15 protein-coding genes are annotated in these 14,938 nt (G+C 71.3%); 5 read left to right on the top strand and 10 right to left on the bottom strand.

Features of this window, described 5'->3' with window-relative positions; all coding sequences use genetic code 11:
* The first annotated feature begins 193 nt into the window (after window positions 1-193).
* Complete coding sequence (locus tag ABD999_RS27300; protein WP_148031343.1) at window positions 194-397, top strand: cold-shock protein; 204 nt, start codon at window positions 194-196, stop codon at window positions 395-397.
* A gap of 123 nt (window positions 398-520) precedes the next feature.
* On the opposite strand, the gene ABD999_RS27305 is transcribed toward ABD999_RS27300, so the two are convergent.
* Both ABD999_RS27305 and rfaE2 read right to left on the bottom strand, forming a co-directional pair.
* Window positions 521-2,230, bottom strand: coding sequence for a carbamoyltransferase C-terminal domain-containing protein (locus ABD999_RS27305; protein WP_271279556.1), 1,710 nt, complete (start codon window positions 2,228-2,230; stop codon window positions 521-523).
* Window positions 2,231-2,311: 81 nt separating this feature from the next.
* A complete protein-coding gene (rfaE2, locus tag ABD999_RS27310) occupies window positions 2,312-3,745 on the bottom strand; it encodes a D-glycero-beta-D-manno-heptose 1-phosphate adenylyltransferase (protein ID WP_148031345.1) in 1,434 nt (477 codons plus the stop codon).
* Between the two features lie 126 nt (window positions 3,746-3,871).
* On the opposite strand from rfaE2, the gene ABD999_RS27315 reads away from it, so the two are divergent.
* The gene (locus ABD999_RS27315; RefSeq protein ID WP_148031346.1) at window positions 3,872-4,204 is read left to right on the top strand and encodes a YnfA family protein; all 333 of its coding nucleotides are present in this window, start codon (window positions 3,872-3,874) and stop codon (window positions 4,202-4,204) included.
* On the opposite strand, the gene ABD999_RS27320 is transcribed toward ABD999_RS27315, so the two are convergent.
* From ABD999_RS27320 to ABD999_RS27355, 8 genes are all read right to left on the bottom strand, one after another.
* Window positions 4,201-4,536, bottom strand: coding sequence for an ArsR/SmtB family transcription factor (locus ABD999_RS27320; protein WP_148031347.1), 336 nt, complete (start codon window positions 4,534-4,536; stop codon window positions 4,201-4,203). The genes ABD999_RS27315 and ABD999_RS27320 overlap by 4 nt on opposite strands.
* 19 nt (window positions 4,537-4,555) lie before the next feature.
* Window positions 4,556-6,130, bottom strand: a complete 1,575-nt coding sequence (locus ABD999_RS27325; protein ID WP_271279555.1) for a SpoIIE family protein phosphatase — start codon at window positions 6,128-6,130, stop codon at window positions 4,556-4,558.
* On the bottom strand, window positions 6,123-7,772 hold the full coding sequence (locus ABD999_RS27330) for an ATP-binding protein (protein WP_271279554.1): 1,650 nt from the start codon (window positions 7,770-7,772) through the stop codon (window positions 6,123-6,125). The genes ABD999_RS27325 and ABD999_RS27330 overlap by 8 nt, the downstream gene beginning before the upstream one ends.
* Entirely contained in the window at window positions 7,759-8,769 is a 1,011-nt protein-coding gene (locus tag ABD999_RS27335) for an ATP-binding SpoIIE family protein phosphatase (RefSeq protein ID WP_271279553.1), read from the bottom strand. Before ABD999_RS27335 ends, ABD999_RS27330 begins: the two co-directional genes overlap by 14 nt.
* Entirely contained in the window at window positions 8,766-9,170 is a 405-nt protein-coding gene (locus ABD999_RS27340; protein WP_271279552.1) for an anti-sigma regulatory factor, read from the bottom strand. Before ABD999_RS27340 ends, ABD999_RS27335 begins: the two co-directional genes overlap by 4 nt.
* A complete protein-coding gene (locus ABD999_RS27345) occupies window positions 9,167-9,538 on the bottom strand; it encodes an STAS domain-containing protein (RefSeq protein ID WP_271279551.1) in 372 nt (123 codons plus the stop codon). Before ABD999_RS27345 ends, ABD999_RS27340 begins: the two co-directional genes overlap by 4 nt.
* Window positions 9,538-10,374 carry an STAS domain-containing protein gene (locus ABD999_RS27350; RefSeq protein ID WP_271279550.1) on the bottom strand — a complete coding sequence of 279 codons (837 nt, stop codon included), beginning with the start codon at window positions 10,372-10,374 and terminating at the stop codon, window positions 9,538-9,540. The genes ABD999_RS27345 and ABD999_RS27350 overlap by 1 nt, the downstream gene beginning before the upstream one ends.
* Window positions 10,375-10,561: 187 nt before the next feature.
* Window positions 10,562-11,575 carry a LacI family DNA-binding transcriptional regulator gene (locus tag ABD999_RS27355; protein WP_148031354.1) on the bottom strand — a complete coding sequence of 338 codons (1,014 nt, stop codon included), beginning with the start codon at window positions 11,573-11,575 and terminating at the stop codon, window positions 10,562-10,564.
* Window positions 11,576-11,886: 311 nt separating this feature from the next.
* Here ABD999_RS27355 and ABD999_RS27360 point away from each other — a divergent pair, with 311 nt between their 5' ends.
* Genes ABD999_RS27360 through ABD999_RS27370 form a run of 3 tightly spaced genes read left to right on the top strand, consistent with a single transcriptional unit; the run spans window position 11,887 to window position 14,929 of the window.
* Entirely contained in the window at window positions 11,887-13,185 is a 1,299-nt protein-coding gene (locus ABD999_RS27360) for an ABC transporter substrate-binding protein (protein WP_271279549.1), read from the top strand.
* Window positions 13,179-14,102, top strand: a complete 924-nt coding sequence (locus ABD999_RS27365) for a carbohydrate ABC transporter permease (protein WP_345482953.1) — start codon at window positions 13,179-13,181, stop codon at window positions 14,100-14,102. The genes ABD999_RS27360 and ABD999_RS27365 overlap by 7 nt, the downstream gene beginning before the upstream one ends.
* Window positions 14,099-14,929 (top strand): carbohydrate ABC transporter permease, encoded by an 831-nt coding sequence (locus ABD999_RS27370; protein ID WP_271280495.1) that lies wholly within the window; start codon window positions 14,099-14,101, stop codon window positions 14,927-14,929. Before ABD999_RS27365 ends, ABD999_RS27370 begins: the two co-directional genes overlap by 4 nt.
* The last annotated feature ends 9 nt before the right edge of the window (window positions 14,930-14,938 follow it).

Genomic DNA, 14,938 nt, shown 5'->3' on the forward strand with positions numbered 1-14,938 from the left:
AACAGAATTTGCTCGCGAGTCATGTTGGCCGAGCACGCGCGGGGCCGTGCTAGTCTTAGAGACGTTGCAGTTCTGGTACCCATGACTTCGTGTGCGCCTAACGGTATGTAACCGTCGGGCGCATTTTGTTTTACCGGTCATTTCCGGATGGGTCCGGACACTCCGGCTCTGTACTCATCAAAGGAGAAATGACATGGCCACAGGCACCGTGAAGTGGTTCAACGCCGAAAAGGGCTTCGGCTTCATCGAGCAGGACGGCGGCGGCGCCGACGTCTTCGCCCACTACTCCAACATCGCCGCTCAGGGCTACCGCGAGCTGCGTGAGGGCCAGAAGGTGAGCTTCGACATCACCCAGGGCCAGAAGGGCCCGCAGGCGGAGAACATCGTCCCCGCCTGACGCTCCACGGCCGAGGGCCCGCATCCCGTTCCGGGGTGCGGGCCCTCGCTCGTTCCCCGGCAGCTCCTCGGCCGCGCCGGTCGCTCGCCGCCAGGCCATGGCGCTGCGGGTGCCCGCGACGTGCTAGACGGGACGCGCCGGAGGCTGCCAGTCGTCGCCGGGGACGGGCGGCTCGTCGCGCTTGCGGATGAGGTAGGGCGGCAGGGCCAGCGCGTGCAGGCCGGTCTTGCGCAGGGTGCCGACCGAGTGCTCCGGCGTCTCGGTGAGCGGGTCGCCCGGCCCGTTCAGCGAGGCGTTGACGAGCACCGGGCAGCCGGTCCTCTCGTGCCAGCGGGTCAGCAACTCGTGCAGGAACGGCGTGCGGCCCGGCTCCACCGTCTGCGGCCGGGCGGTGCCGTCCACGTGTGTGACGCAGGGCAGCTCCTCGCGGTGCTCGGGCCGCACCTCCGCCGCGTACTGCATGAACGGCGCCGGCCGGTCCACGTCGAAGATCCGCCCCGCGTGCTCGGCCAGCACCAGCGGGGCCAGCGGCCGGAACCACTCGCGGCCCTTGACCTCGACGTTGACGTAGTCGCGCAGCTCGGGCACCCGCGGGTCGCCGAGGATGCTCCGGTTGCCCAGCGCGCGCGGCCCCGACTCGGAGCGCCCCTGGTGCAGGCCCACCGTCCGGCCGCCCGCCAGCAGCTCGACGATCGCGCCCGCCAGGTCGGCGGGCCGCTCGGCCGTCAGATCCTCCGGCAGCGCCCGCACCGCCGCGTCGATCTCGGCCGGGTCGGGTTCGGGCCCGAGGAAGTCGTCGGCCCACCGGAAGCCGCTCTCGGCGCCCAGGCACTCGATCATCCCGTACAGGGCGCAGCCCACGGCGGTGCCGCCGTCGTGCGGGCTCGGCGGGATGAACACCTCGCGGAACGGCGACCCGCGGATCAGCCGGCCGTTGGCCGTGCAGTTCAGCGCCGTGCCGCCCGCGAACACCAGGTCCGCCAGGCCCGTCCGCTCGTGCAGCCAGGCCGCGAGCCGGTCGAGCGCCCGCTCGAACGCGCGCTGACCGGCGGCGGCCAGGTTGGCCGACCGCTTGAACGTGCTCGCGCCGTTGGTCACGTAGCGGAACGCCGCGCCCTGGTCGAACGTGTCCAGCCACGCCCGCGGGATGAACACCTCGTGCCCGCGCACGTCCAGCTCCGGCAGTCCGAGCGCGTCCGGGTCGCCGAACGGGGCCAGGTCCATCACCTTGCCCTCGTCGCCCCCGCCGCTCGGCCAGAGCATCCGCGTCAGCAGCGCGTAGAAGCAGCCCAGCCCCGCGGGCCTGGCCCAGTCGCCGTCCCAGAGCTGCTTGGCCAGGCATTCGACCCGGCCGCGCGAGCAGCGGTAGAAGGACGACACCTCCAGCAGGTCGCCCGGCGTGCCGCGGGGCAGCTCCACCCGCTCGGTGAAGTCCCGCACCCGGCTGCCCTGCGTGTCCACGACCAGCCCCGCGGCCTCCTCGAACGGCGACGGCGGGAAGGCGCTGTAGAGGTGGCTCAGGTGGTGCGAGACGAGCACGACCGGCGTGTCCCCGGTCAGGCCGAGGGTCTCGCGCAGCTCCGCACGGTAGGCGGCCAGATTGGCGATCTCGGTGTCGGACGAGTAGCCCTCCACCACGAGGTCCACCGGCCCGGCGAGCTGGGGCAGCCGGGGCAGGTAGTGGTCCGGCAGGTCGCGGAGCCGGCCCCGGTGGTGCTCGCGGCGGGTCATCCGCTCCTTCTGCAGGCTGTGGACCGAGGTCCGGCCGCGGGCGACCGCGATCGACCCGTCCCGGGTACGGTTGACGCCGATCACGACAGGACTTCCGGTCATCTTCGAACCCCCCGAACGAGCGACGAACCAGGAGTCCCGTACCCCGATATCACGATATGTCACAGTATGGTGACACGGTGCTCATGAAGGCCCGGCCGGATCCTCTTCCGGCAGCGACCGCACCCGCTCGATGATCGCCGTCGTGGACCGGTCCGAGACGTAGTCCAGCACCCGCACCTCGCCGCCCATGGCCCGCACCAGCGGAGCCTCCTGCAACATCTCGGGCGTGTAGTCGCCGCCCTTCACGTACAGGTCGGGGCGGACCATCCGCAGCAGCCGCTCGGGCGTGTCCTCCTCGAACGAGATCACGTAGTCGACGTAACCGAGCGCCGCCAGCACCGACATGCGGTCCTCGCACGAGTTGATGGGCCGCCCCGGCCCCTTCAGCCGCGCCGTGCTCGCGTCGCTGTTGACCGCCACCACCAGCACGTCGCCGAGCCGGGCGGCCCGTTCGAGGTACGTCACGTGCCCCCGGTGCAGCACGTCGAAGCAGCCGTTGGTGAACACGATCCGCTGCCCGCGCCGCCGGTGCTCGTCCAGCCGGGCCGCCAGCCGCTCCGGCGTCTGCGCCCGTCCGTCCTCCCGGTGCAACGCCCGCAGCAGCTCCTGCCTGGTGCAGGTGGCGGTGCCCGGCCTGCGCACCACCACCCCGGCGGCGGCCTGCGCGGCCTGCGCCGCCTGCTCCGGGGCCGCCCCGCCGGCCAGCCACAGCGCGAACGCCGCCGTGTAGGTGTCGCCCGCCCCGGTCGTCATGTGGTCCGGCGCCGGCTCGGCGTAGGTCCGGTACGGCGGCCGTCCCTCCTGGTGCAGCAGCGTGCCCTCGCCGTCCAGCGTGGTCACCACCATCCGCGCGCCCGACTCCGCCAGCAGCCGGCCGGAACGCTCGGTCAGGAAGCGCACCCGGTCGTCGTGGCCGCCGTCCTCGCCCAGCAGCTGCAGGACCTCGCCGTAGTTCGGCAGCACCACCGCGGGCGCGCAGGTCCGCCACGGCGTGATCGCGTGCGCGTCCACCACCAGCAGGGGCAGCCCGGCCAGCGCCCGCCGCACCGCGTCCGTGCACCCGCCCGCCCCGTAGTCGCAGGCGATCACCACGTCTGCGCCGGGCAGCGACTCCCGCAGCTCCTCGATCACGCGGGCCTCGGCCGCGGCCGGGATCGGGTCGCGGTCCTCCTCGTCGTAGCGGGCGATGAGCTGCTCGCCGACCATGAGCCGCTGCTTGTGCGGGGTGCGCCTGCCGGGCACGGTCACCATGCGGGCGTCCACGCCCAGCAGGCTGAGCGCCGTGGCCAGCTGCTCGGCGCAGGCGTCGTCGCCGACCGGCCCGATCAGCCGCACGCGCGCGCCCAGCGCGGCCAGGTTGGCCGCCGTGTTGCCCGCCCCGCCCGGCGCGTCCTCGGTGGCCTCGACACTCACCACGGGGACCGGCGCCTCCTGGGCGATGCGCTTGACCGGCCCGCGCAGCCACGAGTCGAGCATCACATCACCGACGACCACGGCCTGGATGTCCCTATCCATAGAAGGGCGACTACCAGGAGGAACGGTTCTCAAACGGTCGCGCTGATCTCACGACCCGGCAGGTCCCCGGATGGCGGCGGCGCACCCCGTGATCCGCGCGCCTCTCCCGCTCTATACAGTCGCCCCATGACGACCGTCCGCTCCCTGATCCTGTTCGCGCTGGCCGCCGTCGCGGAGATCGGCGGGGCCTGGCTGGTGTGGCAGGGGGTGCGGGAGCAGCGCGGGCTCCTCTGGATCGCCGCCGGCGTGCTCGCGCTCGGCGCCTACGGTTTCGTCGCCGCCTTCCAGCCGGACCCGCACTTCGGGCGCATCCTCGCCGCGTACGGCGGCGTGTTCGTGGCCGGGTCGCTGCTGTGGGGGGTGCTGGTCGACGGCTTCCGGCCGGACCGCTGGGACCTCGCGGGCGCGGCGATCTGCCTGGTCGGCGTGGCGGTCATCATGTACGCGCCGCGCGCCTAGTCGCAGAGCCGGGCGTCCGGCAGAGGGCGGCCCATCACCACGTCGGCGGCCGTCGGGAAGGCGCCGACGCACTGCTCGTTGATGCGGTAGAGGCTGGACGTGCCCTGACGCTCCACCAGCACGAAGCCGACGTCGGCGAGGATCTTCAGATGGTGGGACACGGTCGACTGGCCCACCCCGGACGCCGCCACGACCTCCCCGACGCTCATCGGCCCCCGGCGCCGGGCGAGGAGCGACACGATCTGGATGCGGGTGGCGTCGGCCAGCGCCCGGAACCAGCTCGCGTACTCTTCCGCCGCTGCGCGGTCCAGCGGCTGCGTCGACTCGTTCATCGGCAACCCACGATAGCCGTCAGGCGTCCCGCCGCAGCACCACGAGCGCCACGTCGTCCTCACGCGACCCGAAGGCGGCCAGCATCCGGTCGCAGAAGTGCTCCAGGTCGTCCTCGACCGTCTCCGCCAGTTCCCTGGCCCGCTCCAGGCTGACGTCCAGCAGCACGTCGCGGTCTTCGAGCAGCCCGTCGGTGAACAGGACGATCGTGCCGCCCGGCGGGAGCATCAGGTGGTCCACCTTGTACTCCTCCTCCGCCACCCCGAGCAGCAGATTGCCCATCCCGTGGTAACGCGCCCCGTCGCCGACCAGCAGGGGAGGGATGTGACCGGCGTTGGCGAGCTGGACCTCGCCGGTGCCGGGGTGCAGCAGCAGCATGCAGACCGTGGCCGTCATGCCCGGGTGGTAACGGCGCAGGACCTTGTTCAGCAGGCTCATCGAGGCCGCCAGGTCCACCTGGTCCATCACCGCGGCGCGCAGTGCGTGCCGCAGCTCGGCCATGACGGTGGCGGCGTGCAGGGAGTGGCCCATCACGTCGCCGATCGCCACCAGCACCCGGTCGTCGGCCTCCAGCACCTCGTAGAAGTCGCCGCCGACCTCCACGCTGTCGACCGCGGGCCGGTAACGCAGCCCCACCGACAGCCCCGGCACCTCGGGCACCCGCGTCGGCAGCAGGCTGCGCTGCAGGGTGAGCGAGATCGTGTGTTCCTGGGTGTAGGCGCGCAGCGCCTCCACGGCGAGCGCCAGCTCCTGGGCGAGCTGCCGCAGCAGGTTGATCTCGTTGCCGTCGAGTATGGGATCGGCCTCCACGCCCAGGAACACCGGCGGCCTGCTCTTCTTGGTGCGGCACAGCACACCCACGACGGGCCGCGTGACCTCCGAGCCGGGCATCAGCGTGGCCCAGTCGGCGGGGGAGATGGTGACCAGCTCGGCGCCGGCGCTCGGGCCCAGGACCATCTCGCACAACCGGTCGAGCAGGTCGGGCGCGACGTCCCTGGTGACGGCGCGCTCGCCCGGCTGGCCGAGGTAGCGGCGCAGCCGCCCGTCGGCCGGCACCGCCAGCGCCCTCGCCTGGCGGCCCAGGATCGAGGCGGTGCCCTGGACGGCCACCTCCTGCAGGCGTTCGAACGAGTCGGACCGGTTGATCCGCAGCGTCACCTCGGCCAGCTCGGCCAGCCGGTCGGCCATCACCTCCGCCCGCCGCCGCGCGCGCGAGTAGCGCAGCGTCGCCTCCACGGTCGCGATGAACTCACTCGGCTCGATCGGCTCCGCCAGGTAGGCGTCGGCCCCCCGCTCCAGACCCTCGGTACGGTCCTGCACGGTGACGGCGTTCCCCGACACCTGGATGACCGGGATGGACGCCGTCGCCGGATCGGCCTTGATGCGCTCGCACACCTCGAAGCCGCTCATGTCGGGCAGCCAGACGTCCAGGACCACCAGGTCGGGATGGTGCGCGTGCAGCACCGCCATCGCTTCCTCGCCGCCGCCCGCCTCGATCACGCTGTGACCGGCCCGGCGCAGCCAGCTGGACAGGATGTAGCGCTTGGCCGGCGTGTCGTCGACCACCAGCACGCTGGCCGGGCCGGAGTCAGGCACCGCGCCCCCTGGCCGCCTCGCGCACCGCCTCCAGCAGGTCGTGACGGCGCATCCCCTGCTTCGACAGCACGGGATGGCCCTCCGCCGCCTTGCCGGGCGCCACTGTCACCACGACCACCGAGACCTCCCCCAGGTTCTCGTCCTCCGACATCCGCTGCAGGAGCGCGTTGCCGTCAAGCCTGGGCATCAGCATGTCCAGCACGAGGACGTCCGGGGGCCGCGCCGTCATCAGCTCCAGCGCCTCGATGCCGTCGGCGGCCTCCTCGATCTCGCTCGCGACCCCGTACAGCATCCTACGGGCCAGCTCGCGGAAGCCCTGGTCGTCGTCGGCGATGAGCAGCCGCCCGATCTCGGGAGGCCCGTGGCGGCGGGGGAGCCGCAGAGTGGCGGTCGTGCCGGAGCCGGGCGCGCTGGTCAGCTCCAGCTGACCGTCGAGCGCCTCGGCCAGCCTGCGCGCGTACGGCAGGCCGAGGCCGGTGCCCTTGGTCTTGACCTGCAGCGCGTTGGGCACCTGGAAGAACTCCTCGAACACGCGGCTCAGGTGTTCCTCGGAGATGCCGATGCCGGTGTCGGACACCGTGATCACCACCTGGCCGGCCTCCTCGTCGAGGTGGGCGCTCAGTCGCACCTCGCCCTCCTGGGTGTACTTCAGCGCGTTCGCCACCAGGTTGCGCAGCACCCGGGTGAGCATGCCCTCGTCGGTGTAGATCTCGCCCACCTCCGGCGCCACCTCGGTGTGCAGGGCGACGTCGCTGGTGGGCTGCATGGTGGCTCTGAGCTGGTGCACGAGCCTGACGAGGTTCACGGACCCGAGCTGGGGATGCAGCGGGCCCGACTCGGCCTTGGCCATGTCGAGCAGCTCGCCGACGAGCGCCAGCAGCGTCTCCGCCGAGCTGCCGATGAACCCGATCTGCTGCTCCTGCTCCCCGGAGAGCGGCTCGCCGCCCGGGCCGGTCAGCAGCCGCACCAGGCCGATGATGGAGTTGAGCGGGGTGCGCAGCTCGTGGCTGACCGTGGCCCAGAACCGGTTCCTGGTCTCGGCCACCTCACGCAGCTGGCTGGACTTCTCGTCCAGCTCGGCGTAGAGGGCGACCACGCCCCTGTTGGTCTCCTCCAGCTCCGTGGACAGCTCGTTGTACAGGGCCAGCACGCCCGCGTTGGTCTCCTGCAGCTCGGCGTTGAGCCGCAGCACGTCGTCCAGGGTCGCGGCCAGCTCCCTGTTCTGCTGGCGCAGCTCCTCCAACGCGGTGGTGGGGGCCACACGGGCCAGCTGCTCGCGGATCCGCGCGGCCGGCATCGAGGGCTTGCGCCCCGGCAGCCGCTTGACGAGGGTGAACCGCCCGTCGTCCGCGGTGACCCTGTCCACCAGGCGGCGGGCCAGCGCCACACCGTCGGATCCGGCCGGGTCGGCGTCCGCGGCGTGCTCGATCGTGATGATCAGTTCGCCGTCCTCCAGCGTGGAACGTACGAGGGCGCCCGAACCGATCACCTCCCGGCCCACCTCGCTGAGCGCGGTGGCGATCCGGATCTGGTCCTGCGCCTCCAGCCCGGCCAGCTCGGCGGCGGCACGGCCGAGCCGGCGCAGCACGAACACGTCCCGGTCCTCGGCCAGGCGCATCCTGAAAAGCTCAAGCGCGGTCACGTCGCGGCCTCACGATCACTACGCAGGCGTCGTCCCGCCGGCTGCCCGCGTCGCGGAGCAGCCCGGCGGCGATCACGGCGGGGGAGCGGGAGAACAGGCCCGGCATGGTGGTGGGCGACCACCGGTCCGTGAGCCCGTCGGAGTGCAGCACGACCGTCGCGTGCTCGTCCAGTTCGTACTCGTACTGCCTGAGGCGCCGCCGCTGGTGGCCGGTGATGCCGGGCACCGACACCATGCCCTGGCGGTCGTCGGCGTGCGTGATCCAGCCGGAGATGTTGCCCAGCCCGGCGTAGCTCACCCGCGCGGGGGTGACCCGCGCGACCGCGGCCGCGCCGCCGCGGGTGTGCGCCAGCCCGTCGTGCAGGCGGCGCAGGATGGCCAGCGGCTCGTCGGCCGGCCTCTCCAGGAAGAGCTCGACCGCCTCCCGGGAGGCGTGCGCGGCGGCCGGTCCGTGGCCCAGTCCGTCGAACAGCAGGACGGTGATGTCCTGCTCGCCGGTGGACACGGCGAAGGCGTCACCCGAGACGACCTCCTCGCCGATGGGGCGGACGAGGCCGCTGGCCGGCGGCGGCTCGATCGTTCCCTTCGCGGCGAACTGGACGGCGAGCAGCGTTCCCCGGCCCGGCAGCGAGTGCACGTCGTACGAGGACGCCATGCGGGTGATGGCGCCCAGTCCGATGCCGAGCGTGCCGGAGGTCGAGTAGCCGTCGCGCAGCGCCCGCGCCACGTCCGGCATGCCCGGCCCCCGGTCCAGCGTGATCAGTTCGACCACCTGCGGCGCGACGGGGCAGGGGCGGACCAGGGCCACACCCTGCACGGCATGCTTGACCAGGTTGGAGACGGCCTCGGTGACCGCCACCGCCACCTGGCCGACGCGCTCGTCGCCGAACCCGGCCGTCTTGGCGAGGTCGACGGCCAGCCTGCGCACCGCCCCCACCGCGCTGGGCTCCTCGGCGCGGATCCAGGCGTCGTCGCGGACCTGGTCGGCTTCGATCATCCTCGGGCCCACTTCGTCACGACGATCGTGGTGCCCTCACCGGGGGCGGAGGTCAGGTCGAACTGGTCGACCAGCCGCCGCGAGCCGCCGAGGCCGAGACCCAGCCCGGCGCCGGTGGTGTAGCCGTCGACCAGCGCCTGTTCGACGTCGGCGATGCCGGGGCCCTCGTCGCTGAAGGCCAGACGCAGCCCGCGACGCCGGCCGTCCTCGACGACCTCCACGGTGACGCGGCCCCCGCCGGCGTGCACCAGCACGTTGCGTGCCAGCTCGCTCGCCGCGGTCACCACCTTCGTCTGGTCTATCAGGGACATGCCCGCCTCGATCGCGACGGCGCGCACCTGCTGGCGGACCGCCACCACGTCGGCGTTGCTGGCGATGGGCATCCGGCCGCCGTCCGTCATCGCGTCGTGTCCCTGCCGCGGAGGTGGCCGAGCGCCGCGACGCCCTTCTCCAGGTCGAGCGCGGTGCGCACACCGCCGAGTGACAGACCGAGCTCCACCAGGGTGATGGCCACGGCCGGGCGCATGCCGACGACCACGGTGTCGGCGTCGAGCAGCCGGCACATGGCCGCGATGGTGGCGAGCATCCTGCCGATGAACGAGTCGATGATCTCCACCGCCGTGATGTCGATGACGACGCCCCGGGCGCCGGTCGCGACGACCCGCTCCGCCAGGTCCTCCTGCAGACTCAGCACGCTCTGGTCGTCGAGGTCGATCTGGATGGAGATGATCAGGATGTCGCCGAGCTTGAGGATGGGGACACGTTCCATCACGCGTCCTCCGCGCGGATCGCGATCTGCGTCCGCCGGCCCTCGCCGAACTCGATGCCGCTGCGCCGCAGCGTGTACGCGAGCGCGTCGGCCAGCGTGGCCTTGGTCACGATGTCGCCGAACTCGATGCCGAGCGTGACGATCGTGTACGCGATCTGCGGGCTGATGCCGGAGATCACGCACTCGGCGCCCATGAGCCGGGCGGCCACCACGGTCTTGAGCAGGTGCTGGGCCACCTGCGTGTCGACGGCGGGGACGCCGGTGATGTCGATGACGGCGTGCTCGGACCCGGTGTCGACCAGGGTCTGCAGCAGCTTCTCCATCACGACCTGGGTCCTGGCCGAGTCGAGGGTGCCGACCAGGGGCACGGCCACGATGCCTTCCCACAGCTTGACCACCGGGGTGGACAGCTCCAGGAGCTGCTCGGCCTGGTCCAGGATGACCTTCTCCCTGGCGGCCGCGTACGTCTCGATGGTGTACAGGCCCAGGTCGTCGATCAGCCGCGAGAACCAGATGAACCCGCGCAGCGCCTCGGGCTCCCCGTCGGCCTCGACGACCTCGTACACCGCCTCCTTGAGGCCGAACACCGCGCGTGCGGTGTCGGAGGGGGTGTGGCCCCGGCGGACGCGGTCGCGCGAGAGCTCCGCGAGCAGGCCGCGAATGTCGGCGAGGTCACTGCCTTCCTCCGCCAAGGCGGTGCGCAGGGCCTGGTAGAGCTCCTTCAGCTCGTCTACCGGGGCCTTGGCGAGGGCGCTCCAGCGGCGCAGGATCTGCTCGTCCGAAGTGCCCAGCAGCTCCTCTATGCGTCGCCTGGCGACGTCGGCATGGACGTTCAAATGGACTCCTGATGATACGTATGACGCACTGCCGGGCAAAGATTAACGCCCGATTGGTCCGGCAGGTGAAAGATGTGCGATTTGTCCCGAACCGTGTGCTCTCACGACGATATCCGATGCTGAGCACCACACCGCGTACCGAGATATTCCCGTGGTGCGAAAGCGGAAAGCCGCTGGCCGGGCCTGGTCAGGACACCGCCGCCGTGGTACGCCGGGGCACCAGCGTGGGCGTGATCGAGATGCGCGCCGACGCCGTCCGGCCGCCGATGCGCTCCAGCAGCAGCCGGCCCGCCGTGCGGCCCATGGTGACGCCCGACTGGTCGACGCTGGTGAGCGAGATGTGCGCCAGCGCGGCCAGCCAGCTGTTGTCGTATCCGGCGACCGAGACGTCGTCCGGCACGGCGAGCCCGGCCTCGCGCAGCGCGGCGAGGGCGCCGATGGCGGCCAGGTCGGCGCCCGCGAAGATCGCCGTCGGCGGCTCGGGCCGGCTCAGCAGCTCGCCGACGCCCTTGTGGCCGCCTTCCTCGGTGTACGTGGTCCACGCGATGTCGGCGTGCTCGCCCAGGCCCAGCCGGACCATGGCCCGCTCGTACGCCCGGGCGCGGATGGCCTGCAGCAGGGTGGCGGGCTCGCCCCGGCTGGAGTCGCGGTGGGCGATGTGCGCGATGCGGCGGTGGCCCAGGCCGGCCAGGTGCTCGACCACGAGCTCGGCGCCCACCTCGTCGTCGTCGAAGACGGCGTCGTAGCGGGGGGAGCGGTCGTGGCGGCCGAGCACCACGACCGGCACCGTGGCGGCGATCGCCTCCAGGTCGGACTGCGGGCTGAGGGGGGCGACCAGCACGATCCCGCCCACCGACTGGTCGATGAGCGCGTGGATGGCCCGCGACTCGCTCGCCGGGCCGCGGCCCCCCTGGCTGATCACGACCTCGTACCCGGTGCCGGCGATCTCCTCGACGACGCCGTCGACCAGGTCGGGGAAGAACGGGTTGCGCAGGTCGGGCAGGAGCACGCCGAGAGTGGAGGTGTGGCCGCGCAGCGCGCGGGCCGCCACGTGCGGCCGGTAGCCCAGCTCGTCGATGGCCGCCAGCACCCGGGCGCGCATGGAGGGGCTGACCCCGTAGGCGTCGCGGAGCACCTTGGACACCGCCGACCTGGACACCTGGGCGTGCAGCGCCACGTCCGCGATGGTCACCCTGGTCATCCGGCCTCCCCGTAGAACGAACCACACCAGACGTGCCGTCGAGCCTCTTGACGCCCCTCCGGAGCGGAGGATAGCAATGGAGAACGTTCTACATCCCGTCTCGGAGCACCCGGATTCCCTCGACACCGCCCGCTTTCACGACATAACCGGAAAGCGGCCTTTCCGCATGCCATAAATTTCCGGAAATATCACCGATGAGTAATCGTTATCCGGGCAAAGTCTTGACGCTACCGAATCGCAAAGTTTAAGTTAGCGGCGATTGGGGGGTTTGAAACGATTTAATGGTCCACGCGAAATTCCTGGAGGGCGTCATGAAGGCCGCTTGCCTCAGAGTCGCAGCCGCCGCCACCGCCGTGGTCACGTCACTGACCTCATGCGGGTCGTCCGAGCCGACCTCGGCCGACGGGACCGTCACGCTCAAGCTGCTCATCGACAACGCCGAGGCCACCGTGGCCGCCGCAGAATCCGTGGTGCGGGCGTTCGAGGCCGCCGAGCCCACTGTCGAAATCGACACCGAGACCCGTCCCGGCGGCGCCGAAGGCGACAACATCGTCAAAACCCGGCTCTCCACCGGCGAAATGGCCGACGTTTTCTGGTACAACTCGGGCTCGCTCATCCAGGCGCTCAACCCGAGCCAGACGCTCGTCGACCTCACCGGCGACCCCGTCCTCGCGAACGTGCAGGAGTCCTACCTGCCGGTGGTGTCCCACCAGGACAAGGTGTACGGGGTCCCGGCCGGCACCGCGGCCGGCGGCGGCATCCTCTACAACCGCAAGGTCTACGCCGACCTCGGCCTGGAGACGCCCAGGTCCTGGGCCGAGTTCATGGCCAACAACGACAAGGTCAAGGCCGCCGGCCTGGCGCCGGTCATCTCCACCTTCAAGGAGACCTGGACCTCGCAGCTGTTCGTGCTCGGCGACTTCTACAACGTCCAGGCCGCCGTGCCCGCCTTCGCCGCCGGCTACACCGCCAACAAGGCCAAGTACGCCACCACCCCGGCCGCGCTGTCGGGGTTCCGGAAGCTCGCCGAGGTGCACGCCGCCGGCCTGCTGAACGACGGGTTCGGCTCGGCCACCCTGGACAACGGGCTGAAGCTGCTGGCCGAGGGCAAGGGCGCGCACTACCCGATGCTCACCGGCGTGATGCCGGCCCTCATCGAGCAGTACCCGTCCGTCAAGACCGACATCGGCTTCTTCGGCATCCCCGGCGACGACCCGGGCACCCACGGCGCCACCGTCTGGGAGCCCGCCGGCGCCTACATCCCCGCCTCCAGCGAGCACGTCGACGCGGCCAAGAAGTTCCTCGCCTTCATCGCCTCACCGGCCGGCGCCCAGGCGTTCTCCGAGGGCGTCGCCCCGACGGGACCGTACCGGATCAAGGGCGCCGAGCTGCCCGAGGACGTCATCCAGGTGGCCAAGGACCTCAGCGCCTACATCGAGAGCGGCGCATCCGCGCCCGCGCTGGAGTTCGTCTCGCCGGTGAAGGGCCCGTCGCTGGAACAGATCACCGTCGCCGTCGGCTCCGGGCTCACCACGCCGGCGGAAGGCGCGGCCCAGTACGACAAGGACGTGGAGAAGCAGGCCAGGCAACTGGGGCTGGCCGGATGGTGACCTCGGCCCGGCCTCGCCGGGCGGCCGCTCCGGAGAGCGGCCGCCGCCCGGCCCGGCCCAAGGCCCGCGCGGTCTACCCGTACGCGTTCTACCTGCCGGCCGGGATCGTCTACACCGTCATCTTCCTCGTGCCGACGGTGATGGCCTTCTACTTCGCGCTCACCCGGTGGACGCTGTTCGACAGCACGTTCGTCGGCCTGGACAACTTCCGCGACTTCTTCGCCGAGCAGAACCTGCGCGTCGGCTTCCGGAACACGATCGTCTACGCGGTCGTCACCAGCGGGCTGAAGGTGGTGCTCGGCCTGCTGCTGGGCGTGCTGCTCACCTCGAACCTGCGGCTGCGCGGCTTCCTGCGCTCGGTCGTGTTCTTCCCCGTGCTGGTCAGCACCGTCGCGGTCGGCATCACCTTCAGCGTCCTGCTCAAACCCGACACCGGCCTGGTCGACAAGGCGCTGGGCGTCTTCGGGATCTCCGGCCCCGACTGGCTCGGCGACGCCACGACCGCGCTGCTGTCGGTGGCGCTGGTCGACGTCTGGAAGGGCGTGGGCCTGGCCACCGTCATCTACATCGCCGGGATCATGTCGATCCCGCGCGACTACTACCAGGCGGTCGAGGTCGACGGCGGCAGCGCCTGGCACCGGTTCCGGCACGTCACGCTGCCGCTGTCCTGGCCCGCCACCTACTCGGTGATCATCCTGTCGTTCATCGGCGGCCTGCGCACCTTCGACCTCATCTGGACCATGACCCGGGGCGGTCCCGGCTTCACCAGCGACGTCATCGCCTCGATCATCTACAAGCAGTATCAGGCGGGCTTCTACGGCCTGGCCACGGCCGGGAACGTGATCCTGTTCCTCGCCGTCACCGCGATCGTGGTCCCGCTCGTCCGCCTGCTCGACCGCCGGGAGATCCACTCGTGAGGACAACCGCGCGCAGGATCGGCGCCGAGACGCTCGCGCTGGCGGTGGCCGCCGCCGTCTTCCTGGTGCCCTTCTCGTTCATGCTGCTCACCGCGGTCAAGGACGAGAAGCAGGCCGCCGACCTGGACTTCGCCTGGCCGACGAGCTGGCCCGTGGTGCGGAACCTGGTGGAGGTGATCTCCGCCCGCGACTACCTGCTGCTGACCGCGTACGTGAACAGCACCATCCTCACGGTCACCTCGGTCGCGCTGCTCGTGGTGTTCGCCTCCATGGCCGCGTTCGTGCTGCAGCGGCGGCCCGGCCGGGTGGCCGGCGTGGTCAACCTGCTCGTGCTGTCCGGGCTGATCATCCCGCCGGCCGTGGTGCCGACCATCTGGGTGCTGCAGGGCATCGGGCTGTTCAAGACGCTGCCGGGGCTCATCCTGGTCGAGGTCGCCTACAGCCTGTCGTTCGCGATGCTGCTCTACCGGGCGTTCATCGCCGCCATCCCGCGCGAGCTGGACGAGGCCGCCATGATCGACGGCTGCACCGGGATGGCGCTGTTCTTCCGGGTGATCTTCCCGTTGATGCGGCCGGTGACCATCACCGTGATCCTCACCACGTCCGTCGCCGTCTTCAACGACTTCGTCAACCCGCTCTACTTCCTGCCCGGCGACGACAACGCCACCGTCCAGCTCACCCTCTACAACTTCCAGAGCCAGTACAGCACCCAGTGGAACCTGCTGTTCATGGACATCGTCCTGATCACGATCCCGCCGCTGCTGGCCTTCGTCTTCTTCAACCGCAAGATCGTGGCCGGCATGACCGCCGGCGCGATCAAGGGCTGACCCACTCGC

This window comes from Nonomuraea ferruginea, assembly GCF_039540635.1.
Lineage (GTDB): Bacteria > Actinomycetota > Actinomycetes > Streptosporangiales > Streptosporangiaceae > Nonomuraea > Nonomuraea ferruginea.